At 59.1% G+C, this 23,385-nt stretch carries 24 protein-coding genes; 8 read left to right on the forward strand and 16 right to left on the reverse strand.

Features of this window, described 5'->3' with window-relative positions; genetic code table 11:
• Positions 1-283 precede the first annotated feature (283 nt).
• The 6 genes from HFD92_RS19195 to HFD92_RS19220 are packed head-to-tail and all read right to left on the reverse strand — an operon-like array spanning position 284 to position 6,003.
• Complete coding sequence (locus HFD92_RS19195) at positions 284-1,195, reverse strand: EamA family transporter (RefSeq protein WP_009088275.1); 912 nt, start codon at positions 1,193-1,195, stop codon at positions 284-286.
• A 21-nt stretch (positions 1,196-1,216) separates the two neighbouring features.
• Positions 1,217-1,717, reverse strand: a complete 501-nt coding sequence (locus tag HFD92_RS19200; RefSeq protein WP_046100909.1) for a YbaK/EbsC family protein — start codon at positions 1,715-1,717, stop codon at positions 1,217-1,219.
• Between the two features lie 29 nt (positions 1,718-1,746).
• Entirely contained in the window at positions 1,747-2,547 is an 801-nt protein-coding gene (locus tag HFD92_RS19205) for a hypothetical protein (protein WP_111209006.1), read from the reverse strand.
• A gap of 5 nt (positions 2,548-2,552) precedes the next feature.
• Positions 2,553-3,260 (reverse strand): class II glutamine amidotransferase, encoded by a 708-nt coding sequence (locus HFD92_RS19210; protein ID WP_033736116.1) that lies wholly within the window; start codon positions 3,258-3,260, stop codon positions 2,553-2,555.
• Complete coding sequence (locus tag HFD92_RS19215) at positions 3,248-4,522, reverse strand: acetyl-CoA carboxylase biotin carboxylase subunit family protein (protein WP_167429509.1); 1,275 nt, start codon at positions 4,520-4,522, stop codon at positions 3,248-3,250. The genes HFD92_RS19210 and HFD92_RS19215 overlap by 13 nt, the downstream gene beginning before the upstream one ends.
• A gap of 17 nt (positions 4,523-4,539) precedes the next feature.
• Positions 4,540-6,003 (reverse strand): hypothetical protein, encoded by a 1,464-nt coding sequence (locus tag HFD92_RS19220; protein WP_167429510.1) that lies wholly within the window; start codon positions 6,001-6,003, stop codon positions 4,540-4,542.
• A gap of 168 nt (positions 6,004-6,171) precedes the next feature.
• On the opposite strand from HFD92_RS19220, the gene HFD92_RS19225 reads away from it, so the two are divergent.
• Positions 6,172-7,623, forward strand: a complete 1,452-nt coding sequence (locus HFD92_RS19225; protein WP_167429511.1) for a PLP-dependent aminotransferase family protein — start codon at positions 6,172-6,174, stop codon at positions 7,621-7,623.
• Here HFD92_RS19225 and HFD92_RS19230 read toward each other — a convergent pair.
• The 5 genes from HFD92_RS19230 to HFD92_RS19250 form a co-directional block, all read right to left on the reverse strand.
• On the reverse strand, positions 7,620-8,870 hold the full coding sequence (locus HFD92_RS19230; protein WP_167429512.1) for a valine--pyruvate transaminase: 1,251 nt from the start codon (positions 8,868-8,870) through the stop codon (positions 7,620-7,622). The genes HFD92_RS19225 and HFD92_RS19230 overlap by 4 nt on opposite strands.
• Before the next feature lie 81 nt (positions 8,871-8,951).
• Positions 8,952-9,926, reverse strand: a complete 975-nt coding sequence (ghrB, locus tag HFD92_RS19235) for a glyoxylate/hydroxypyruvate reductase GhrB (RefSeq protein WP_009088261.1) — start codon at positions 9,924-9,926, stop codon at positions 8,952-8,954.
• 172 nt (positions 9,927-10,098) lie between these two features.
• Positions 10,099-11,379 carry an MFS transporter gene (locus HFD92_RS19240; RefSeq protein ID WP_009088258.1) on the reverse strand — a complete coding sequence of 427 codons (1,281 nt, stop codon included), beginning with the start codon at positions 11,377-11,379 and terminating at the stop codon, positions 10,099-10,101.
• Between the two features lie 34 nt (positions 11,380-11,413).
• The gene (locus HFD92_RS19245; protein ID WP_009088257.1) at positions 11,414-12,376 is read right to left on the reverse strand and encodes a sugar kinase; all 963 of its coding nucleotides are present in this window, start codon (positions 12,374-12,376) and stop codon (positions 11,414-11,416) included.
• A gap of 9 nt (positions 12,377-12,385) precedes the next feature.
• Positions 12,386-13,135, reverse strand: coding sequence for a hypothetical protein (locus tag HFD92_RS19250; protein ID WP_033736115.1), 750 nt, complete (start codon positions 13,133-13,135; stop codon positions 12,386-12,388).
• 398 nt (positions 13,136-13,533) lie between these two features.
• Between HFD92_RS19250 and mchS3 the strand changes: the two genes are divergently transcribed.
• Together mchS3 and HFD92_RS19260 are read left to right on the forward strand one after the other, a co-directional pair.
• Complete coding sequence (gene mchS3 / locus HFD92_RS19255) at positions 13,534-13,950, forward strand: MchS3 family protein (protein WP_167429513.1); 417 nt, start codon at positions 13,534-13,536, stop codon at positions 13,948-13,950.
• A complete protein-coding gene (locus HFD92_RS19260) occupies positions 13,947-14,150 on the forward strand; it encodes a hypothetical protein (protein WP_140029604.1) in 204 nt (67 codons plus the stop codon). Before mchS3 ends, HFD92_RS19260 begins: the two co-directional genes overlap by 4 nt.
• A gap of 110 nt (positions 14,151-14,260) precedes the next feature.
• Here the strand turns inward: HFD92_RS19260 and HFD92_RS19265 are convergent, their stop codons facing one another.
• The 4 genes from HFD92_RS19265 to HFD92_RS19280 all read right to left on the reverse strand — a co-directional run bounded on the left by HFD92_RS19265 (position 14,261) and on the right by HFD92_RS19280 (position 17,807).
• Positions 14,261-15,286: a LacI family DNA-binding transcriptional regulator gene (locus tag HFD92_RS19265; RefSeq protein ID WP_046100901.1), complete on the reverse strand. Its 1,026-nt coding sequence runs from the start codon at positions 15,284-15,286 to the stop codon at positions 14,261-14,263.
• 65 nt (positions 15,287-15,351) lie between these two features.
• On the reverse strand, positions 15,352-16,332 hold the full coding sequence (locus HFD92_RS19270; RefSeq protein WP_140029603.1) for a LacI family DNA-binding transcriptional regulator: 981 nt from the start codon (positions 16,330-16,332) through the stop codon (positions 15,352-15,354).
• 136 nt (positions 16,333-16,468) lie between these two features.
• Positions 16,469-17,131 carry an OmpA family lipoprotein gene (locus tag HFD92_RS19275; RefSeq protein ID WP_009088249.1) on the reverse strand — a complete coding sequence of 221 codons (663 nt, stop codon included), beginning with the start codon at positions 17,129-17,131 and terminating at the stop codon, positions 16,469-16,471.
• A 109-nt stretch (positions 17,132-17,240) separates the two neighbouring features.
• On the reverse strand, positions 17,241-17,807 hold the full coding sequence (locus tag HFD92_RS19280; RefSeq protein WP_167429514.1) for a DNA-3-methyladenine glycosylase I: 567 nt from the start codon (positions 17,805-17,807) through the stop codon (positions 17,241-17,243).
• 152 nt (positions 17,808-17,959) lie between these two features.
• Here HFD92_RS19280 and HFD92_RS19285 point away from each other — a divergent pair, with 152 nt between their 5' ends.
• From HFD92_RS19285 to HFD92_RS19305, 5 genes are all read left to right on the forward strand, one after another.
• Positions 17,960-18,646, forward strand: coding sequence for an autotransporter (locus HFD92_RS19285; RefSeq protein WP_167429515.1), 687 nt, complete (start codon positions 17,960-17,962; stop codon positions 18,644-18,646).
• Positions 18,647-18,721: 75 nt separating this feature from the next.
• Positions 18,722-19,402: a hypothetical protein gene (locus HFD92_RS19290; protein ID WP_167429516.1), complete on the forward strand. Its 681-nt coding sequence runs from the start codon at positions 18,722-18,724 to the stop codon at positions 19,400-19,402.
• 111 nt (positions 19,403-19,513) lie between these two features.
• Positions 19,514-20,050, forward strand: coding sequence for a primosomal protein DnaT (gene dnaT / locus HFD92_RS19295; RefSeq protein ID WP_009088241.1), 537 nt, complete (start codon positions 19,514-19,516; stop codon positions 20,048-20,050).
• Positions 20,050-20,790 (forward strand): DNA replication protein DnaC, encoded by a 741-nt coding sequence (dnaC, locus tag HFD92_RS19300; RefSeq protein WP_009088239.1) that lies wholly within the window; start codon positions 20,050-20,052, stop codon positions 20,788-20,790. Before dnaT ends, dnaC begins: the two co-directional genes overlap by 1 nt.
• Positions 20,791-21,028: 238 nt before the next feature.
• Positions 21,029-22,159 (forward strand): ROK family transcriptional regulator, encoded by a 1,131-nt coding sequence (locus HFD92_RS19305; protein ID WP_167429517.1) that lies wholly within the window; start codon positions 21,029-21,031, stop codon positions 22,157-22,159.
• Positions 22,160-22,177: 18 nt separating this feature from the next.
• Here HFD92_RS19305 and xylR read toward each other — a convergent pair whose 3' ends face one another.
• Complete coding sequence (xylR, locus tag HFD92_RS19310; RefSeq protein WP_009088236.1) at positions 22,178-23,356, reverse strand: D-xylose utilization transcriptional activator XylR; 1,179 nt, start codon at positions 23,354-23,356, stop codon at positions 22,178-22,180.
• Positions 23,357-23,385: the final 29 nt, after the last annotated feature.

Below are 23,385 nucleotides of genomic sequence, written 5' to 3' on the forward strand. Positions count from 1 at the left end.
TAACCATAAAAAACGCCGCTAATGCGGCGTTTTTCGTTTTTAAGATCAGTGGAGATTCATAAGGCAAAAAATGTTGCTCCGATCCCCTGTTTCAGACGGCTGATAAGTTCAAAGCGATGGGAGCATACGCCTGTAGCAAAGCATCGCGGACCAGGGATGGGCCGCGCTGAGCATGCCAGGGATGGCGTCTATTGCGTCTTTGCGAAAGGCGTATGCTCCCTGAGCCTGTCACCTGACCTCAAGGCGATATTTTTTGCCCTTATATCTGACGCCGGCCTTGCCCTTACGGCTGCGTTCGCATCGCGAAACGCTGTCCCAGCACGCCGCCAAACACGTTGATCAGCAGGCCGGCAATAATCACCGAGGCGCCCAGCATCTGCTGCCCGGAAAGATGCTCATCCAGCACCAGCGCAGCGGTAATGATCCCGACCACCGGCACCAGCAGCGACAGCGGGGCAACGCGCCAGGTTTCGTAACGGCTGAGCAGATTTCCCCAGATGGCGTAGCCGACGATGGTGGCGACGAAGGCCAGATAGAAGAGCGCCAGTACCGTCTGCAGCCCGATGTGCAGCAGGCTGCTGACGATAGCCTCCTGCCCCTCAAACAGCAGCGAGCAGGCAAAGAAAGGAATGACCGGCACCAGCGCACTCCAGACCACCAGCGACATAATCGGCACGCTGCGATTCCGCATAATGATCTTGTTGGTAATGTTACCCAGCCCCCATGACAGGGCCGCCGACAGCGTCAGCATCATAGTCGTCAGCGTAATGCCGGCGCTGGTCTGTCCTTCCATGCCTGCCGTCGCCAGCAGAAACATCCCCAGCGTGGCGATGATAATCCCGGTGATGTGGTTCCAGCGCAGCTTCTCCGCCAGCAGCAGCGCCCCCAGCAGCAGGGTAAAGAACGCCTGCGCCTGCAGCACCAGGGAGGCCAGGCCTGCTGGCATACCGAGCTGAATCGCCAGGAAGAGAAACGCAAACTGACCAAAACTGATGGTCATACCGTAAACCACCAGCCAGCGCAGCGGGATCGGCGGACGGCGCACAAAGAAAATGGCAGGGAAGGCGACCAGCGTGAATCGCAGTCCGGCGAGCAGAAAAGGCGGCATCCCCTGCAGCCCCAGCTTGATCACTACAAAATTGACGCCCCACGCCACCACCACGCACAACGCTAACAGCATATCTTTTACCGACATCAGAAACTCCTTGAGCCGCCGTCAGGCGGTGATCGCAATCGGGGTCGCGATATCAGCACAGCACGCTTCCCCCACGATGCGAAAATAGTCATCTACAGCCAGCGCGATCGATTTATCCAGCTCGCCCGCGTTAAACCATAACGTTCCGACCTGCTGCAGCCGGGTATCGACCCGCAGCGCCAGCCGGTCATCAAAACTGAATGGCGGCACCGCGCCCATCACACAGCCGGTCAGCGCCTGCGCCAGCTCCGGCGCGGCGAAAGAGGATTTCTTTCCGCCGATAGCGCGCGCCGCACTTTTAAAATTGATCCGGCAGTCGCCCGGCACAATCGCCAGCAGCGGACGCGGCGGCGCGCCGTCCGGCATGACGACCTCCAGCACCATCGCCTTAGCCGCCTGACCCAGTGCATTACCGCGTATCTGGCTGATCTGGTCGGTCTGCCCTATCGCCTCATGCTCCACGACGCGGTAGCTGGCCTGATGCTGATCCAGCAGCGCGGTGATTTTTTCAAACGTCGTCATATCCCTCTCCTTGTCTGGCCCGGACCGGATTAACTCCAGGCGATAGCGTGTTTCATTTTTTTATCGGTCAGCCCGAAAAAGAATCCCATGGTGATGCGGGTATCACCTTCAACCCGATCAATCTCGTGATAAAAAGCGGGATTAAACAGATAGATATCGCCACTGCGTGGTGAAAATTCGCAGACTTCGCTGTGTTCAATCACCTCAGCGGGATAGCCCAGCTCACCGGCCGTTTTGAACCGCTCATCCTCCGGTGCCCATTTTTTGTTGTAGATCCGCAGCGCCCCGCCCGCATTGCACTCCTGCAGGCAGACCACGCAGCTGAGCTGATGGAGAATCTGCGTCACCGCCAGCCCGGTTCCGGCGGCATCACGCACGATATTGTCGTTGTGTAACGGGTTCGCGACGCCATCGGCATGAAACCGCACGATAGAACCGGCATAGTCGCCGTGGCCCGGCTCCTGGGCGATGCGCAGGCTCTCCAGCCGCAGCGCATGCTGAACCCAGAGGTAGATCTGCTCACGCAGGGCGGTGAGTGAAGGGGGCAGCGCCGGCTGGATATCGCGCAGCTCGGTAAAATAGTTATCGGGCTCTGCGGTGTGACGCGCCAGATAGGGCCCGAGCGTGGTCAGCGCGCCATTCGGATAGTGAGAAACACGGATCTTTTCCCGGCAGCGCTGCAGATCCGCCACCACCGCTTCCCGCACCTCCGGCGTCAGGAAATTACGCAGCACCAGCAGCGGCACACGCGCCGTGACGATGTCATCCAGCCAGGTCGACTCCACAAACATGCTGGGATTAATCACGCGGAACTGATTGAAAATAGCCATGTTTATCACTCCCTAAACGGAATTTCATAGAGTTCATGATTGTTCATTCGCCGCCAGCTGCCGGCGCTGCCTGGTATTGTCACGGGTTCAGAAGCGATCAGCGTGCAATCCTCCTGTTGCCGAAAATGCATCGTAAAATAGTCAGGCCAGGGGGTGTCGTGGGGATACCACTGCCACGCCCAGGCTTTGTCACGGGTGACGAAAATGGCATTGCCTGCGCTGCCGCCGGGTTCCACCTGCGCCATCTTTGCGCGCAGATAGTCGCGGGTGAAGTCGGCGGGCGTGGTCTGATCGACCAGGTAGCGCAGGTACTCTTCTGAATCGAAACGGGATTCCGCCAGGCCAAGCTGGCGGTGGATGGTCGGCAGAAAGCCGTTGTGCATCATGTACCACTGATGACCCGCGCTGTGGCGCGTCAGCGGATGAGAAAAGGCCAGCCCCTGATTTTTACTCAGCGTGGCGTGGCGCACATGCACAGCCAGAAACGGACTGCGCAGCCGATCCACATCGATGTCCGGCAGCGCTTCCGCAAACGCGCCTGTGCCGTGCAGGGTGCGGATCTCCCCCGCTTCCAGCCACAGGCAGCCCCAGCCGTTGGGATGGGATTTAATTGGGCCATCGTGTTCGGCTCCTTCGCCGCAGCTCATGGCGCGCGCCGCCTCCAGAATCTGAGCGCTGTCGAACCTGCCATGCGCCAGAATCATTCTGCACATACTTTGTCTCTCCCGGCGGTCACCGGCTGCGCGGCAATCACCTGCTGAAAAAGGGTCATAACGGGCTCCCGCGTCGGGGCGCTGAGGCTGAAGGTCGCCAGAATGCCGGCGTGACGGGTGAGATCGGCGTAGAGCGATGAGCGGGATGACACCTGCAACGCAGGCAACCGGAGGGGGGGTAACAGCGCCCCCTGCTGATGCTGTTCAATCCAGCGTTCCGCCGCCTGCAGCTGTGCGGGCTGGCGCAGGCGCAGCTGGCCGACAGCGCGTGACGTGCTCAGGGCAAAGGCAGGCAGGGTGCCTCCCGCCTCCAGCCGGAAAGTCACCTCAGCCCAGTTGATACCGGTCGCCTCCTCAACCAGCGTCGCCACCCCCATGCCAGAGAGCCGGAACCCCATCTCCAGAAAATGCGGCACGCCGTTAACCACAATGAAATCGATATGAAACGCGCCCTGACGGTAGCCAAAGGTTTCGCAGCAGAAGGTCATGAGACTGCTGAACGCGGCGGGCAGCGCCGCTGCTGCCATCGCCACATGCCCCGACTCATAAAAGCTGACGCAGCCTTCGCTGTCCCGGTGCTGCTCAATCACCTTCTGGCAGCAGGTCAGCGCCCGGGGATGCCCGTGCGCGACCACACCCTGCAGCGAAAACTCCTCGCCGATCAGGGCGCTTTCCACGATAAAGCCGCTGAAGCCGCGCCCGCCATAGTTCATGGTCTGCACCAGCTGCTTCACCACGCTGCGCAGCTGATCGGCCCGCTCAATCAGCCAGATGCCCAGCCCGCCGCCGCCATCTACCGGTTTAACGACGCAGGGGTAGATCAGCGCCTGCTCCGCATCCAGAATGCTGAGCGGTGAGGCAAAAAAGCGGAACTCCGGCTGCGGGAAGCGCGGCCAGGCTTTTTTCAGCGCCATGCGCTGCGCATATTTATCCAGCGGAATAAAGGCGGCGGGCGCGTCCGGCCCGGCCAGCATGTCGCGCAGTCGTCCGGCGCTGGCGTTGTAGGCTTCAAAGCCCGCCAGCACCACCAGCGGATGCGCCAGTAAACCGGCGTGCAGATAAGCCTGCATCACCTCCCACGGATTCTCAGGGCGGTCGAGGCGAATAATCAGATCAAAAGGCAGCGCCAGGCTTAGTGACTGGTAATCGACAAAATCGCCCATTTCCGCCAGCACGGTGAAATAGCCTTCGCGCTTTGCCACCGCGCAGTAAGGGTTCTGTCCATCGCGGGTGGCGCCAATTTGCAGAAAAATCTTTTTCATCGCCTCGCCTTACCGGGTTATCGCCCAGAGATGACTTCTGTCACCGTGTCATTGAGCACACCGTTACTGACCTGAATCACCGCTTTATGGGGATCGAAGCGCAGCACGCGCGACAGGGGATCGGGGCTTTTTCCCTCCAGCAGCGAGCTGACCGGCTTGCTCTGCCAGCAGTGGCGCATCTGTGTCAGCGTCATGCCGGAGAGGTGCGTTAACGCCCTGGCCAGCGCGATGTCCTGACTGCGTTGCTCAAGCAGGTCGCGGATAGCGGCCTCTTCCAGCGCGATCTGCTGCCCGGTCAGCCAGTGACCGAGCTGCTGGCCCTGTCCCAGAAAGGGCGAGTAGATCATGCAGATCAGCTGCGCTTCGCTGAGGTCAAACGCCTGCACGGCGAACGCGGCTGCGCGCTGCCGCTGCTGCCGGATCGCGGCGTCATCCTGATAGCGCGCCGCCATCTCGTCGATCAGCTGCGGGGGAAAATCCTTCTTCACCATCAGCCCCAGCGCAAAGCGCACATATTCCCGGATCCCCTCGGCGTAGCTGCGCTGCAGGAGCGTTTCGGCCCGCAGTCCGCGCAGATGCGCCATCAGCGTCGGGTTACCGCAGTCGGACTCAGAAAAGCTGAACATCAGTTCATCAAACCGGAAGCCCATAAAGTCGCTGAGCAGCGCCCAGTGCGCACCCGCTTCATAGGCCGTGTCCTGATAGATATTGAAGAAGAGCGGATCGCGCGCCAGCTGGTGGGTGATGCGGTGCGCGGGGGTGAGCTGGCCGGCCCCGTAGATGTCGCGGAAGTAGCGCTCTGCGACGCCATCCAGCGTCTGCAGGAACCCGCTGAAGCCACGGCTTTTTTCCGCGACCGGCGCATCAAACAGTCGTGAGAGGTGACGCGCCCAGGCAACATAGGCGGCCTGCTCCTGCGGCGAATCGCCGGTGATAATCATATCCACCCCGCCGTTGTAGTCCGCCGCCAGGCCAAAGGAGTTGACCATGCTGAGGTTGCAGGCGTTGCAGAAGGTGGAGCGCGCATCGGCGCGAAAGCGGTGGCCATTCATCAGCACATCGTTGCGGTTCTGCTCACGCACGCTGTCCGGCATCGGCAGATCGCGGGCGAAAGGGCGGATCAGCAGACCATCCACCACCAGACAGGTCACCCGTTCATCGTCATGCATCGCCAGCGACTGATAAACGCGATGAATATTATCCATGACGCTCTGGTTCATCGCCGCGTGACGGTTGGTGCTGACCCGCAGATGAAAGGTGGTGCCCTGCTGCTGCCAGATCAGCCCCTGAATGTAGCGCACGTAAGCCACCATGTAGCTGCTGTCTTTGCCGCCGCCATAGGCGAGCAGGACGCGGTTGTTCTCAGGCTGCTTATCGGGTAACGCCGCCAGCAGACGGGCCGAACAGCGCTGAGCCGACGCGATGATGGCCGGTGAGAGATACGCTTCCATTGCTTTCATCATGGCGGGCAGATTATTCATCTTTCACATTTTCCTTAGGTGAACGGCCTGCCGTTATGGCCACAGGCCCGACGGCAGCCGGGCGCTGTGCGCCGTTTAGCGTCATGAATAATTAAGAGATGCAGCCTAAAGTACTTTGAATGTACTCTGTTGAATATGCACAGATCAGCGCGATATGGGGTGGAACAGATGACCGGGGTTATCGGGGAACAGGAGAGTCAGAGCAGCCGTTATCGCCAGATAGCAGAACAGATTAAACAGGCGATCCATGCCGGTTCACTGGCACCCGACAGCCGTCTGCCCTCGGTGCGCACCCTGGCGACACAGTACAATGTCAGCCTCACCACCGCCCTGAAAACCCTGCGTACGCTGGAAGATGAGCGCTACGCCGTCGCCCGCCCGAAGTCGGGCTTTTTTGTTGCCCCACAGCGGCCCGCTTCGCGTGCGTTACCCGCCGTCAGCGAACAGCCGCGCGCCATCGCCCCGCTGGATGAGCAGACCGAACTGCATCTGGCGATGCTCGGATCAGACTGCCGGGTGCGCCTCGATCTGGCGAACGGCGACAGTGCCCTCTATCCGATCAGGCGGATTGGCCTGCTGATGCGCCAGATGGGTTACAGCAAACCCGCCCTGCTCGGCAATACGGTGAAGGGCACCGGCTATGCGCCGCTGAAAGCGGAGATTGCCCGGCGCGCAGTCGATTACGGCTGCAATATCAGCGCCGACGATATTCTGATCACCAACGGCTGTATTGAGGCGATCTCGCTGTCACTGCGCGCCACCACCCAGCCAGGCGATGTGGTGGCGGTGGAGTCCCCCTGCTATTTCGTCCTGCTGCAGATGCTGCATAACCTCAATTTACGGGTGATTGAAGTGGAAGCCGGGCCGGAAGGCTATGTGAATGTGGCAACCCTCACCCGTCTGTTTCAGCGCAAAGCGGTGCGGGTCTTTCTGACGCTGTGCAACGTCAACAATCCACTGGGAAAAAGCATTCCCAACGAGCAGAAAGCCTATATTGCGCGCCAGGCCGATGAAAACGATGTGGTGATCATTGAGGATGATATTTTTGGCGATACCGCCTTTGGTGAGCGTCGCCCTTTCCCGATGCGTGCCTTCAGCCCCAACGCCATTCTCTGCAGCGGCTTCTCGAAAACCGTGGCACCCGGCATCCGCATCGGCTGGGTCCACAGCGTCAACTACATGCGTAAGATCGCCTCGCTGAAATATACCTCCACCATGGGCACCTCGGTGCTGTCGCAGGCCGCGGTGGCGGAACTGCTGTGCAGCGGCGGCTATGATGCTCACCTGCGCAAGCTGCGGCGCGAACTGGCTCGGCAAATCAGCGAAATGCGTCAGTCGGTGCTGCGGGAATTTCCGGCCGGGACAACGGTCTCCGACCCGGAAGGGGGATATGTGCTGTGGGTCGCCATGCCGCCGCAGGCGCTGAACGTGCGCGAGCTGTTTCTCAAGGCGCGCAACGCGGGCATCGGGATTGCGCCGGGCCATATTTTTGCCACCGATCAGCGCTACGATCACTGTTTCCGGCTGAATGCCGGTTTTGGCTGGAATGCGGAAGTGGAACAGGCGATCCGACAGCTGGCGCAGTGGTGCCAGCTGTCGTTAACCGACGCGCAGGCTTAGCTGTCGCGCCAGGCGTTCTCCACCTCTTCCGCCAGAATCTGCACCGCCCGCTCGATGTTCTCCGCATCCGGCACGTAGTTCATCCGCATACACTGGTGGGTGTGCGGCCACGCCTGCTCCAGTCCCGGAAAGAAGAAGTGGCCCGGCACCATCAGCACCCCGCGCGCTTTCAGCCGCTGATAGAGCGTTTCCGTGGTGATCGGCAGATCGCGGAACCAGAGCCAGAGGAAAATCGCCCCTTCCGGCTTGTGGATCAGGCAGCGCTCTGCTGACAGATGGCGACGCAGGATCGCAATCGTCTGCGCAACCTTCTGCTGATAAAACGGCTTAATCACCTCTTCAGAGAGCCGCAGCAGATCGCCGCGACGAATCATCTCATTGGCGATGGCCGGGCCAATACTGCCGGGGGCCAGGCTGATGATGCCGTTCATGTTGCTCAGCGCAGAGATGGTCTTCTCGTCTGCGATAATGATGCCGCAGCGTGCGCCCGGCAGGCCGAGTTTCGACAGGCTCATGCAGAGAATAATGTTGGGATTCCACAGCGGACGCACTTCGCTGAAGATGATGCCGGGGAACGGCACGCCGTAGGCATTATCGATCAGCAGCGGCACATCATGCTGCTGCGCCAGCGCATCCAGCTGGATCAGCTCCTCATCGGTGATCACGTTGCCGGTGGGGTTGGTCGGACGCGAGACGCAGATCAGCCCTACCTCATCGTTCATCGGCAGATGCTCGAAATCGACATGATATTTAAACTGTCCTTCCGGCAGCAGCTCAATATTCGGCTTCGCCGACACAAACAGCTCCTCTTCCAGACCGGCATCCGCATAGCCAAGGTACTCAGGCGCCAGCGGAAACAGCACCCGCTTTTTGCTGCCGTCGGCGCGACGACCGGCAAACAGGTTAAACAGATAGAAGAAGGCGCTCTGACTGCCGTTGGTCAGCGCGATATTCTGCGCGGTAATCGGCCAGCCAAGCTGGTCGCGCAGCAGCCCGGCCAGCGACTCCAGCAGCGTCGCTTTGCCGCGCGGGCCGTCGTAATTGCACAGTGCTTCGCTGAGTTTGCCCTCCTCATGCATCTGCTGCAGCAGCTGCTGAAAGTAGTCGTTCATGGCCGGGATCTGCGCCGGATTACCGCCGCCAAGCATGATGGTGCCGGGCGTACGCAGGCCTGCGCCCATATCTTCCATCAGACGTGAAATGCCGGAATGTTGGGTAAATTTGTCGCCGAACTGAGAAAAGGACATAGCGGTTAAAAATTTGTGATTGCGAATCGGGGGTTCACCATAACGCCCGCCATCGGCGGGCGCAATGGAAAGGCGTGGCGATTATTTCAGCGCCTGAGGGTTAACGCAGTTTTTATCGACGTTTCCGCCGAGCGCGGCGATAAGATTCTCTACCGCATCCTGCATCATGCCGTAGCGGGTTTCGTGGGTAGCAGAACCGATGTGCGGCAGCGTCACCACGTTCGGCAGCGACAGCAGCGGAGAGTCGGCAGGAACCGGCTCCTGCTCAAACACATCCAGCCCGGCGGCGTGCAGTTTGCCCGCCTGCAGCGCGGCGATCAGCGCCTTCTCATCCACCACCGGCCCGCGACCGGCGTTGATCAGTACCGCATCCGGCTTCATCAGTTCCAGCTCGGCGGCCCCAATCAGATGGTGGGTTTCGTCAGTCAGCGGCAGGCTGATGCAGACAAAATCACTCTGCTGCAGCAGCTCTTTCAGTTCGCAGCGCTGCGCGCCAAAGCGCGACTGCGCTTCCTCATGCTCACGGCGCGCGTTGTAGAGGATTTTCATGCCGAAGCCAAAGTGGGCGCGCTGCGCCAGCGCCATCCCGATCCGTCCCATGCCGAGAATGCCCAGCGTTTTATGGTGTACGTCGATGCCGAACTGCGCCGGTCCGATGCTCTTCTGCCAGTGGCCCGCTTTGACCCAGGCATCCAGCTCCGGCACCCGACGCGCGGTGCTCAGCACCAGCGCCATCATGGTGTCAGCCACGGTTTCCGTCAGCACGGTCGGGGTGTGCATCAGCACCACATGACGCGCATTCAGCGCCGCCACGTCAAAATTGTCATAGCCCACCGAGACGCTGGAGCAGACGCGCAGATTAGGCATGTTCGCCAGCAGCTCGCCATTCACTTTTCCGCCCGATCCCAGCAGGCCCTCGGCCTGGCGGAACGCCGCAGCGTGCTGCTGCTGGCTCTCTGGCGAAAGATTGCTCACTTCCGTCACGTCACACTGTTCAGCCAGGCGTGCATAAAGGTCGTCAGGCAGTTTTTTATAGAGAATTACAGCGGGTTTCATTCAGTGGCTCCCGATCAAACAAATAAGTAGCGGGCGGCTTGCGGGCCGCCCGGAGAAAACAGAGGCTGACGTTTACGCCTGGGCGGCCTCCGTACAGGCCCGGCAAGGCCTGTGCGAACGGTGCAGGCGTTGTGGAGCTGCACCGGGCCAGCCCGCTTCAGCGTTTACGCTTTCAGGCCGGTTTTGCGCCCCGCAGCGGCGGCGCTTTGTTCTGCGCCGGTTTCACTATCAGCGTCAGCCACACCGACACCAGCAGAGCCGAACCCATAAAGATGTAGGAGGCTGCCGGGCTGCCGGTCGCCCCATTAAGATAGCCGACGATCCAGGACCCGATAAATGACCCCAGTGCACCCATACTGTTGATCAGTGCCATTGCCCCGCCCGCGACGTTGCGTGGCAGCATCTCAGGAATAATGGCGAAGAACGGTCCGTAAGGCGCATACATCGCGGCACCGGCAATCACCAGCAGGGTGTAGGAGGCCCAGAAGTTGCTTGAGCCGACCAGGTAAGAGCCAAGGAACGCCAGCGCCCCCACCAGCAGCAGCGGCCAGACAAACAGCTTACGATTCTGGGTTTTGTCCGACGCCCAGGAGACCACGACCATCGCAATGGTTGCCGCCAGATAAGGCACCGCTGACAGCCAGCCCGCTTCAACCATGCCCATCTGCGTGCCGTTACGCAGAATCGACGGCAGCCACAGCACAAAGCCATACACACCGATGCTCCAGGCAAAATATTGCAGGCAGAGGATGATCACATTACGGTTGCGGAACGCTTCACCGTAGTTACGCACCGCCTTGATGTTTTCCTGCTCTTTTTGCAGCTCAGCCTGCAGGGCCGCTTTCTCTGCATCGCTCATCCAGCGCGCCTGAGACGGCTTATCCTGCACCAGGAACCACCAGGCAATCGCCCAGATGACCGCCGGAATCCCTTCAATGATAAACATCTCACGCCAGCCGAAGGATTCGATCAGATAGCCCGACACCACCGACATCCAGAGCACGGTGACCGGGTTCCCCAGGATCAGGAAGGTATTGGCGCGCGAACGTTCCGATTTGGTAAACCAGTTGCTGATGTAAATCAGCATGGCCGGCATCACCGCCGCTTCCACCACGCCCAGCACAAAGCGAATCGCTGCCAGCATCGGAATGTTGCTGACCACACCGGTCAGCGATGCACAGCCACCCCACAGGATCAGACAGCCAAAAATCAGTTTCTTCACGCTGCGGCGTTCGGCATAAATTGCGCCCGGGATCTGGAAAAAGAAGTATCCCAGGAAGAACAGCGCGCCCAGCAGCGAGGACATGCCTTTGGTGATGCCGAGATCGTCATTAATCCCGGCGGCAGAGGCGAAGCTAAAGTTTGCACGATCAAGATACGCCAGGCTGTAGGTGATAAACACGATGGGCATGATGAACCACCAGCGTTTTGGCGCGATTGTCTGCTTTTTCATCGGGAACTCCTGTGTCTGTAGAGGGGCGCGTGAACTACTCGTCGCCCAGTTGCTGACGCGTCGGCAGACCTTCGCTGTCACCAATGACCTGAATCGCCATCGAACCAATTTTGTTGCCGCGGCGAATCGCCTGCGGCAACGTCTGACCTTCCAGCAGGGCGCTGATCACGCCGACGGCAAAACCGTCACCGGCCCCTACGGTGTCGACCACGTTGTCGACTTTTATCGCCGCCACCTGTCCCTGTTCACCCTGTGCGGTTTTGTACCAGGCGCCGTCACAACCGGTTTTAATCACGACCGCTTTCACACCCTTATCGAGATAAAAATCTGCAATCGCTTCCGGCTGACGGTAGCCGGTCAGGATCAGCCCCTCTTTTTCGCCTGGCAGTACCCAGTCGGCATACTCCGCCAGCAGATTGAGCTGCTTACGCATCTCCTCTTCACTGCGCCACAGCACCGGCCGCAGATTCGGATCAAACGAAATGGTTTTCCCGCGCGCGCGCATCTCTTTGGCCGTGTGCTTCAGCAGTTCCAGTGAACTCTCTGAGAGCGCTGCCGCCACCCCGCTGAGGTGCAGATGGCGTGCCGAGCCAAAGTAGTCCGCGTCAAAATCGTCAACCGACAGATGGCTGGCCGCCGAGCCTTTACGGAAATACTCCACCAGCGGGTCAGAGCCATCATCGACTTTGGATTTCAGCTGGAAACCGGTGGGATAACGGTTATCGACCGTGACCCGGGCGTGGTCAATGCCCTCTTTTTTCAGCTGCTGGCAGATAAAGCGACCAAAGGCGTCATCGCCAACCCGGCTGACCCAGCCCACTTTCAGGCCAAGACGCGCCAGGCCGGTCGCGACATTGAGTTCTGCGCCTGCTGCGCGTTTAACAAAGGTCTCTGCGGCGGCGAGATCGCCGGTTTCACGGGCGACAAACATCGCCATCGCTTCGCCGATGGTGACCACATCAAGCGGACCGGTGTGATATTGGGTGTGATGACTCATTTTTACTCCTTACACATTGCGCAGCAGCGACACATAGTGGCGCGTCACCGCAATCAGATCGTCGCCTTCCAGCGGAAATTCAATACCGCGCGGCACCGAGCCGGGCAGCTGTTGCAGCAGGTCACGCCAGCCAGCGTCCGCCTCATCCAGCGCAATTGCCCGGAAACTCTCCTGATGCGGAACGGCGGCTTTGACGTGCACATAGCCGACCTGCGCGGCCAGCTGCTGCGCGGCCTGGAAGGCGTTTTCGCCGGTCCAGCACCAGTTCCCCATGTCGAAGGTCATCGTGATCGGTAGCCCGGCTTCTCTGATCGCCGTGAAAAACGCGACGGAGGGTGCGAGTTTGCCCTGTTCGGTCTGATCGTTTTCCACCGTCAGTTCACACGGCAGTGCTGCCAGATGCGCCTGCAGCGTTTCACGGTGAAGTGCGCCGGTGAAATGTCCCAGCGCGACTTTCAGCCGCTGCGCATTTAACTGGCGTGCTTCTTCAACGTAGTGGGTTATGCGCGGATTGATTTCGCCGCCGTCACAAAACAGCGTATCGGGCACCGAATAGCTGGCCTGAAGCTGATGCTGTGCCACCGCCTGCGCCAGTGCGGGCAGATCGGCCAGCGCCGCGTCATCAAGCAATTCGCGGCGAATTTCGACGCCATCAGCACCAGCCTGCTGAATGATCGGCAGCAGCGCAGTCTGGCCGCCGAGTGCGGCGATCTGCGCATGGCCATAAGCGGCGGTCACCACAATGATGTCAGGTTTCATGTTCTGCTCCATGGCAGGTTTTTGCGCGTAGCGGATACAAAAACCCTAAATGGAACCGGTTCCAAAGCAAAGCAGCAAACTGTGAAACTATGATCGTGCTCACGAAGCGAGCACGAAGAGAGGTCTGAGGCTTACAAACGCAGGATTGTACGCTAAGTGCATATCAGAGAGCTCCGATGAAGGAAAAAAGTGAGGATTTTTATCATGTTAAGAGGGATGCGGATAGCTATGAAGTCATCGTCACTGAAAAGCGTTAGCGGGATTAATGCAAAAACGGATCGGAAAAAACAAAAACCGTCATTTTATGATGCTGTTAAATTTAATTCCTTTATTTCCATCCTATTATTGCTCAGCGTCATTTATAGTCGGTAATAAGATAGCAAACGGAGGTTTTGCAGATGAAATGGATTTTAATAACATTATTACTTGCTTCAGGATTAACAACGGTTTCAGCCCAACCCGATCAGGACATAAAAAAGGAACTCTCCACTGCCACTCTATTTTCGATGGGCTTCAATGGATTTATTGCGAAGGAAATGCCGCAACAAATGATATACGAAAAAGCTTTAAAAGATAACAACTCCGTAAAGATATTTGAAAGTGTGATGGAATCTGCAACCGCCACGCCTGAAAGTAAAGCCTTTGCGGCATGCGGTCTTTGGCAGAAAAAAGAGATAGACAAAATACAAGTAAGAAAAGAATATAAAGCTCTGCCTGTAACGCTATTAACGGGCGACATCCTCAGGCAGGAATCCTTAGAAAAGGTTATCGAAAATATACGACTACACGGATGCAAATTAAGGAGATCGAAATGAGAAACATAGATAAGTCAGAAGCCGAACGCGTTGCTGGCGCCGTGAATATGAGTAATTCAGGCGAGCCAGAAAAAAACTTTATTATCTTCGGGGGAAGCCCGGATGAATGGTTTGATAATATAAAAGTTTTCTCGACGCCAGGCCCAGGCCCTCTCAGCGTGTGTGCTGTTAATTTAACTCTTTCCGGCCTGCCTTTGTAAGCCAGTAAGAAGCCTGTCCTGAGCAGGCTTCTTTCGTCCCTTTCGACAATACCTTAACGGCACACTCTCTGATTTGCCCGCACAGCCCGAAGTAAGAACAAACCTGAATCTCAGGGAAGCGGCTGGCTGGAGCCGCGAACGATCAGTTCGCCGGAGAACACCTGTTCGGCAACCGGCAGGTCACTGCCATCAATACGGGCAATCAGTCGCTCCAGCGCACTGAAGCCAATCTGCCAGGTCGGCTGTTTCAGCGTGGTAATCCCGACACCGGCCAGCGCCGCCCACTCCAGCTCATCGAAACCGAGCAGGCCGATATCGCGGCCCCACTGCAGGTTGAGTCGCTGCAGCGATCGCGCCACCTGCAACGTCAGCGCCCCGTTGGCGACCATTACCGCACAGCGTTTGCCCGCATGCTGCTGATGGAATGCCAGTAGCGCCGCGTCCAGCGCCTCGGGCTGATGCAGCACCACTTCCACATTCTGATGCTCAACCTGCGGATGCGCCGCCAGCAGATGGCGGAACGCCTGCAGACGCTCGCGGCGCGTGTTGACACTGCCCAGCGGCTCACTGAGAAACATCAGTGCCTCATAGCCATTGTCGACCAGATGGCGCGTAGCGGTTTCGGCGGCTTCGGCGTTGTTCAGGCCCACCACATCGCAGGGAAAATCGGGGATTTTGCGGTCAATCAGCACCATCGGCAGCAGGGACTGCTGCAGATGATTCAGCACCTCTTCGCGCATCCCGACCGCATTGACTACGATGCCTTCAACCTGATAACTGCTCAGCAGCTGGAGGTAGTGCTGCTCCAGATCCACTTCGTTGTTGGTATTACACATCAGCAGCGTAAAGCCCTGCTCACGACAGGCGGCTTCAATGCCACTCATGACATCGACGGAATAGGGGTTGGTGATATCGGCGATAATCAGCCCAATCAGGCGCGTACGCCCGCGTTTCAGACCGCGTGCCATCTGGCTCGGACGATAGCTGAGGTCCGCTATCGCCTGTTCAATCCGCGCTTTCAGATCGGCGGAGAGCAGATGCAGTTCACCGTTCAGATAACGTGAAACGCTGGTTTTACCGGTCCGAGCCGCGTGAGCAACATCGCTGATGGTGGCGCGAGGCGGCCTGGTTTTCATGAGATATCCTGCAAAATTATAAATTCGGCAGAGACTAGCACAAGCGCAGCCCGGAGCAAAAAGCGCTACGCCGGTAATTGCAGCCAGGGCTGCCACAGGGTCTGTAACGTCTCCGGCGGCGCACCCTCGATCAGCCGGACAATCATCTCCGCCACCTGCTCTCCAGCCTGATGTGGCGTTGCCTGACGAATCGCGACAATGGGATGATCGAGAATCGCATCCCCCGGTAATCCCTCCCAGCCTGCCAGCAGGATGGCATCCTCACCCGCTGCGCGTCCGGCCTGATGCAGCGCCACAGCCGCGCCTTCCGCCAGCGCACCACAGTCGGTGATGATCACCTCCGGCATCGGCCCCTCTGCCAGCCACTGCCGGGTCTGCTGATAGCCGGCACGGCGCGTCGGTGCCACTGCCGCCATCGCATAAGGCGCGAGATCACCCAGCGCCGTCAGATAGCCCTGACGCCGGTCGCGCGCGCGGCTGCTGTTCTCCTCACTGCCAAGCCAGGCGATCCGCCGCCGTCCCTGTGCCAGCGACCACTCCACCGCCAGCTGCGAACCGGCAAGGTGGTCAACATCAAACCAGGCATAGGTTGCGGGCAGATCGCTGCGACCCAGCGTCAGAAAGCGAAAATCGGTCTGCAGCAGCGCATGAAGCCGACAGTCATCTGGCCGGGTGTGGCCGATAATCAGGGCATCGACAGCCCCGCTGCGCAACAGGCGGGTGAGCGCCGGAGGATTCTGCTGCTTATCTGTCAGCAGCAGCAGGTTAATATCATAAGCGGCCAGATGATGCTCCAGTGCCAGTAACATGTCACTGAAATCGCTGCCACTCAGAGGCGAAGCCCCCGACGGACAGACCAGGCCCACCGCATTAGCGCGACCGGTTTTCAGCCGTCTGGCCGCCGCATTAGGCCGGTAGCCGCGCCGTTGCGCCTCCGCTTCGATGCGTTTACGCGTCTCCTGAGCGACATCCTGGTAACCATTGAGGGCGCGGCTGACGGTGGTGACAGAGAGACCTAAAACCGCCGCGATGGCTTTAAGAGACATAGGGGAATTTCCACTGATCAATTTTTGATCAGGCTACCATAAAGCCTCTGCTGGCTCTATCCACAGAACGCTTTCTGGTGCTTTTAACGTGAGACTTTCCAGAAAAAAGGGCGCCCCCGGGAGGGGGCGACCACGGTTAGCCCAGCGGGGTGAGTGTGATCTCAACGCGACGGTTTTGCGCTTTGCCGGCTTCGGTGCTGTTGGTGGCAACCGGGTTATCCGGGCCTGCCCCCTGCGTACGCAGGCGATCGCTGGCCACGCCCTGCACGATCAGCGCGCTGGCGACACTTTCAGCACGCTGCTGAGAGAGACGCATATTCAGCGCACGGGTGCCGGTGCTGTCGGTGTAACCCACGACGTTTACCGCCGTTTTTGGATACTCTTTCAGCACCATTGCAACACCGGTCAGGGTGTTCGCGCCTGCGGGTTTCAGATTGCTGCTGCTGGAGTCGAAGGTGACATTGTTGGGCATGTTCAGGACGATGTTATCGCCATTACGGGTCACGCTGACGCCGGTGCCGCGCATCTTGTCACGCAGTTTCGCTTCCTGCACGTCCATGTAGTAGCCCACGCCACCGCCCAGTGCCGCGCCGCTTGCGGCACCAATCAGAGCACCTTTACGGCGATCTTTCTTCGACGATGAAAGCACGCCGACACCGGCACCCACTAATGCGCCCAGGCCAGCGCCTACGCCTGACTTACCCGCCTGTGATTCACCGGTGTAAGGATTGGTGGTGCAGCCAGGCAGGGCCAGGCTGCCGCTCAGTAACAGGGTGATCGCGATTAATTTCTTCTGCATTTTTGTTCCCTTACAGTCGAGACACAGGGGAAAACCTTCCCCATAAGTGGCACGATTATGCCGCCTGTGGAACAGGGATGTATGAGGAAAAATCCTGATTTATGGAGAATCAGCGGGTAATGGCATCAGGATGGCAGAAACAGTTGCTCTGATGATCGTTTATCAGCCCGCAGGCCTGCATAAAGGAATAGCAGATTGTCGGGCCGATGAATTTAAAACCACGCTGCTTTAACGCCTTTGAGAGCGCAATGGCCTGCTCTGACGTGGTGGGGGCCAGGCTGTAGTCGGGATAATGGTGAACGATTTGCACGTTATCGACAAATTGCCAGACGAAATGGCTGAAATCCTCACCTTTCGCCTCCATTTCCAGGTAAGCGCGGGCATTCGCGATAATGGCGGCGATTTTGCCGGGATGGCGGATAATGCCGCTGTTCAGCAGCAACCGGTCGATCGCTGGCGCGTCCATCTGCGCAATCGCCTGCGGATCAAACTGGTGAAACGCCGCGCGATAATTTTCCCGCTTTTTCAGCACGGTGATCCAGGAGAGTCCCGCCTGCTGTCCTTCCAGACAGAGCATCTCAAACAGCGCACGCTTGTCTCTCTGCGCTACCCCCCATTCCCTGTCGTGATAAGCCAGATAGAGGGGATCCTGTGTTACCCAACCACATCGTTGCATCGCTTTGTTCCTTTTAACGAGAATATTTTAGCGGTCCGCTTGATCTTAAAATTAATCGGTTGATAGTTAAACGATCAGCGGTTAAATAACAGAGACAGCGCGAATTTTAATTACGACGCCGGATAATAACTTCAGCCCTGCCTGGAGAAGAGATGTCGCCGAAAAGCGGTTGGAAAGGTCTGAGAACCTGCTGTGCTGCATGGCTGTTAATCTTAATGGCACCGGCTTTTGCCCGGAGCGGCCTCTCTGCGCCCCCGCACGCCGACTTTCTGCCGGACTACGATACGATACTGGCAGAGAAGATCGCGCTGACGCCCCTCACCTTCAGTGATGAAAACCGCGCCCTGTTTGAAGCCGCCATTAACTCTCCCACCGCCTCACCCATCGCGCTGCACAGTGAAACCGGCAGCGCAGGCACCACCCCGCTGGGAAAACGCTACCGGGCTGGCGTGGAGATGCCTGTTGCGCCGTCGCTCACCACCGGGCCGGTGGCGCAGTATGCCGTCGATCCGCAACCCATGAACTGTCTGCAATGTGACTACAGCGATCAGCAGAGTCGCGAGCAGAGTGCCAGCGTCGGCTGGCGCATCGATTCGCAGCAGGGATGGATATCGCCCTGGGCGCAGCTCAGCTATCGCTATCTGCTGGCGGAGACACCCCAGACTCCCCGCCGCGAGGCGACGAACGGCCCGGATCAGAGCGAGGGCATCGACCTGAGTATCGGGGCGCAGCTGCCGCTGAACGACAATCTGGCGGCTTTCGCCTCATTTTCACAAAACGAAGCGCTGAATAATCAGGAACAGCAACTTTACAGCTTCGGCTTCAGCGCCAGCTTCTGAGCGGGGCATAAAAAGAGAAAGGCGGTCGGGCGTTTAAAATATAATGAGCCTGCTAATCATTATACTGGTAACACTATGCGCAACGATCTCACTCTTATTGGCCGCGAAATCGCGGTTTTTCTGCTGGCAGCCCTGTTTCTTGCCCTCACCATCGTTCCTGTCTACATCGACGTCGCCTGGATGAACGACGCACTGCATGAGACCTCATTCACCGAAACCACTCAGGAAGTGATGCTGGCGACCATCGCCGCACTCTTTTTTATCGCGGCCCGACGCCGTCCCGATCAGCGCGGCGCGCTGACGCTGGTCGCCGGTTTTTACGCCTGTATGCTGATCCGTGAACTCGACTTCGTGTTTGATGCCATTCAGCATGGCAGCTGGGTCTGGTTTGCGCTGGCCGTCACCGCGGGCTCACTGGCCGTGGCGCTGCGCACGCCGAAAAAAAGCGTGCATGCGCTGGCTGCCCTGGTGCAGCACCGCAGCTGGCCGGTCATGGCCTCCGGCTTTTTAGTGGTGCTGGTCTTCTCCCGGCTGTTTGGTGTGCATGTGCTGTGGCAGCACCTGATGCTGGGGGATTACAACCGGGTGGTGAAAAACATGGCCGAAGAGGGGACTGAGCTGCTGGGATACAGCCTGTGCTGGCTCGCCTCGGTTCGCTATGTATGGCAGACCCGCCCCGCCGCTGCCGCCCTTACCGTGCGCGCACCGGAATCTGCACCGGCCCGCCATGCCACGTCGCCGGTGACCTCACACTGACCCGCACTCCTGCTTTTTAAGCGATCCCCTCCGTTAAAAAAGGTACAATAACCCCTTCTGCGCCGGCGACAGGTTCCCGGCGCAAGGTGTTCGTTAACCTCAGGTCTTTTCATGTCAGCTAAAATCTTAACTTCAACGCTCATTGGCCTGGATGCCTTCCGACAGGATCCGCTGACTGCCCTGCAGCAGGCGGAAAAGGGCACGCTGGCGGTGTTAGATAACTATGCGCCGGTGATGTATGCCATCACCCCGGCGCGTCTGGCCGAGCTGCTGGCGCTGGAAGCTGCCGCCCGGCAACCGAATGATGTGGCGCTGGATGACAGCCTGTATGACGATGCGCCCGCCGCGATCCACACACCGGCCGGGAAGTTCGCCATGTATCCGGGCTGGCAGCCGGATGCCGACTTTACGCGCCAGGCCGCGATCTGGGGCGTGGCGCTGGCTGAAGCCGTCACGCCGGGCGAGCTGGCGGCCTTTGTCGCCTACTGGCAGGCGGAAGGCCGGATGTTCCATCATGTCCAGTGGCAGCAGAAACTGGCGCGCAGCATCCAGATGAACCGCGCCGCAAATGGCGGGCAACCGAAGCGTGATATCACCCAGTTGCCCGATCCTGACCGTACCATTCCCGATGGTTTCCGAGGTGAATGATGAAAACGCCAAACGATCTCTTTAGCCGTCTGAAAAAAATGATGCCTGAAGGCACCCGCCCCAAATTTGCCAATGGCCAGGAGCTGCTGGCGTGGAATCAGGAGCAGGGTCGCCTGCGCTCAGAGGCGATAGTACGCGAGAACCGCGCCATGAAAATGCAGCGCGTGATGGGCCGTTCCGGCATTCGCGAACTGCATATCAACTGCTCGTTTGATAATTACCGGGTTGAGAATGAGGGCCAGCGTAAGGCGCTGGAGCTGGCACGGCAGTATGCCGCAGAATTTGACGGCAGCATCGCCAGCTTTGTCTTTTCAGGACGTCCCGGCACCGGTAAGAACCATCTGGCCGCGGCGATCGGCAATGACCTGATCCTGCGCGGCAAAAGCGTGCTGATCGTGACGGTCGCTGACCTGATGTCGAGCATGAAGGGCACCTTCAGCGGCAGCAGCGGCATTACCGAAGAGCGGCTGATTCAGGATCTGAGCAGTGTCGACCTGCTGGTGATCGATGAGATCGGTATGCAGAGCGAATCGCGCTATGAAAAAGTGATCATTAACCAGATCGTCGATCGCCGCTCCTCTTCCAAACGCCCGACCGGCATGTTATCGAACCTCGACCATGCCGGTATGAATGCCCTGCTGGGCGAGCGCGTGATGGATCGTATGCGGCTTGGCAACAGCCTGTGGGTGCGGTTTGACTGGGAAAGTTACCGCAGCCGGGTGCGCGGCGACGAATATTAATTCCACCGCGCGCTGACGCCTCTCTCCGCTGGTGCGGCTCTCCTTCCGGGGCCGCACCGCTGTCCTCTCGTTCTCTCCCTCTTATCCGAAACGCGCACCGTTTCGCTTACCCGCCCGCCTGCTGCCGAGGGTTATCCCTGATAGCGAGGTTGTGTGAAACAGCACACAAAAGTGTCAGATCAACGTTTCTCACGGGCTGATACACTGAAATCTGTCTCCTCTGTTGGGTGGATCCGTGATGAAAACAAACGGCAAAGGCCCTGCACTCCTGCGACTGAACAATCAGAAACGGGTAATGGCCCGGTTACGTAAACTGCGCGTCACGTCGCGTCAGGATCTGGCGGAGGCACTGGAACTCAGTAAGAACACCGTCTCGCTCATCATCGATGACCTGCTGGATCAGGGGCTGATTGAGGAGCTGGGACCGGTCAGCGTGGCGGCCGCCGGACGGCCTAAAATCGGCATCGCCCTGCGGCCGGAAAAGCTCAAGAGCGCGGGCATTATGGTGGAACGCAACGTCATCCACTGGCGGGTCTGCGACTACTTTTCGCAGGTGCTGGCGGAACAGACGCTGCGCACCGAGACCAGTAACCCGACCCGCCTGCTGGCGGAGCTGGCGATGCTCTGCCGGGAACTGACAGAGCGCTATCCCGATCTGCTTGGCTTCGGCCTTGGCTTTCCCGGCATCGTCGATCCCCGCCGGGGCTGGATGCATCTCTCCCTGCCGCTTGAATGGCAGGATGTTGACCTGCTGAGCACGCTGCGCAGACACGTTCGCCTGCCCATCCGCATCATGAACAATGTCAAAGCGGCGGCGCTGCTGGCCGTCGAGCAGCACGGACTCTCCGTGGAGAGCGGGCATTTTTATCTGCGGATTGCCGAGGGCATCGGCGGCGCACTGATCCAGCATGGCGACGTCTTTACCGGGCACAGCTGGACGGCAGGTGAGGCGGGACATCTGATCGTTCAGCCAGGCGGGCCACGCTGCAGCTGTGGCCGGCGCGGCTGTCTGGAGGCGCTGGTCAGCAAACCTGCCGTGAATCAGCTGCTGGCGCAGCATCAGCCTGGCCTGAGCTGGCAGAACCGCGACAGCGCGCCACGCGTGGTGGATACGGTGATGACCCAGGCGGGTGGCTATCTCGGTGCGGCGCTGAGTCAGATCATGCTGCTGCTGAACCCCGCCACCATCATTATTGATTGCCCGTGGAGCGCCAGCGAGCTTTTCTGCAAAGCGGTGCGCGACACGGCGCATGGCAACGCCTTCGCCTTTACCGCCACGCACACCCAGCTGCACTTCCCCGCGACCCGGATTGATCCGGCGAACGGGCTGGCGCTGGCGGTGCTGGAGCAGAGTGAGCAGCGGGTGTGAGGCCGCAGAGGCTCTCCCCTACAACACATTCTCCCCGTGATGCTGCCGGTACTCTTTCGGGGTGGTGTCGTAGCTTTTGCGGAAGACCGAGTAGAAATACTGCAACGAGGGATAGCCGCACATCTGTGAGATCTCATTGATGTTAAGCGAGGAAGACGCGAGCAGTTCGCGCGCTTTTTCCAGCTTTTCGCGGTGGATCATCGCATGAATGGTGTCGCCGGTTTCATCCCGGAAGCGTTTTTCCAGATTGGAACGCGACAGCCCGACTGCATCCAGCACCTGCTCCACCTTGATCCCCTTGCAGGCATTAAAGCGGATGTAGTGCATCGCCTGAATCACCGCCGGGTCGCGCAGCGAGCGGAAGTCGGTCGAGCGGCGGGCGATCACTTTTACCGGCGGCACCAGAATGCGCTGAAGCGGCAGAGGCTGCTTATCCAGCAGCCGGTGCAGCAGCTTGGCCGCCTGATAGCCCATCTGCCGCGAGCCCTGCGCCACGGAAGAGAGCGCCACGCGCGACAGATAGCGGGTCAGCTCCTCATTATCAATCCCGATCACCGTAAGCTTCTCCGGCACCGGAATTTTCAGGTGTTCGCACGCCTGCAGCAGGTGCCGCGCCCGTGAGTCGGTGACGGCGATAATCCCGGTTTGCGGCGGCAGCGTCTGCAGCCAGTCGGCGAGCCGGTTCTGGGCGTGCTGCCAGTTGGCTGGCGCGGTTTCCATTCCCTGATAGACCACGCCCTGATAGCGCTCACGCCCCACCAGCTGGCGAAACGCCTGTTCCCGCTCCTGCGCCCAGCGCTTGCCGCTGGAGGCCGGTAATCCATAAAAGGCAAAGCGGTTGATCCCCTTCTCTTTCAGGTGCAGAAAGGCTTTCTCTACCAGCGCGGCGTTGTCAGTGGCGATGTAGTGCACCGGCGGATAATCTTGCGGCCGGTGGTAGGAGCCTCCGACGCCCACTATCGGCACGGAGACATTCGACAGCAGGGTTTCGATGGAGCGATCGTCGTAATCGGCGATCACCCCATCTCCCAGCCATTCGCGGATGTTGTCGATGCGGCAGCGGAAATCTTCTTCGATGAAGATATCCCAGTCAGTCTGCGATGCCTGCAGATACTCCCCGACCCCCTCCACAACCTGGCGGTCATACACTTTGTTGGCGTTAAACAGCAGGGTAATGCGATAGCGTTTGTCATGCATGGTGGCGCGTTCCCTTAAATGCTCAGCGC

The sequence above is a fragment of the Pantoea sp. EKM101V genome (genome assembly GCF_011800325.1).
Taxonomy (GTDB): domain Bacteria; phylum Pseudomonadota; class Gammaproteobacteria; order Enterobacterales; family Enterobacteriaceae; genus Pantoea; species Pantoea anthophila.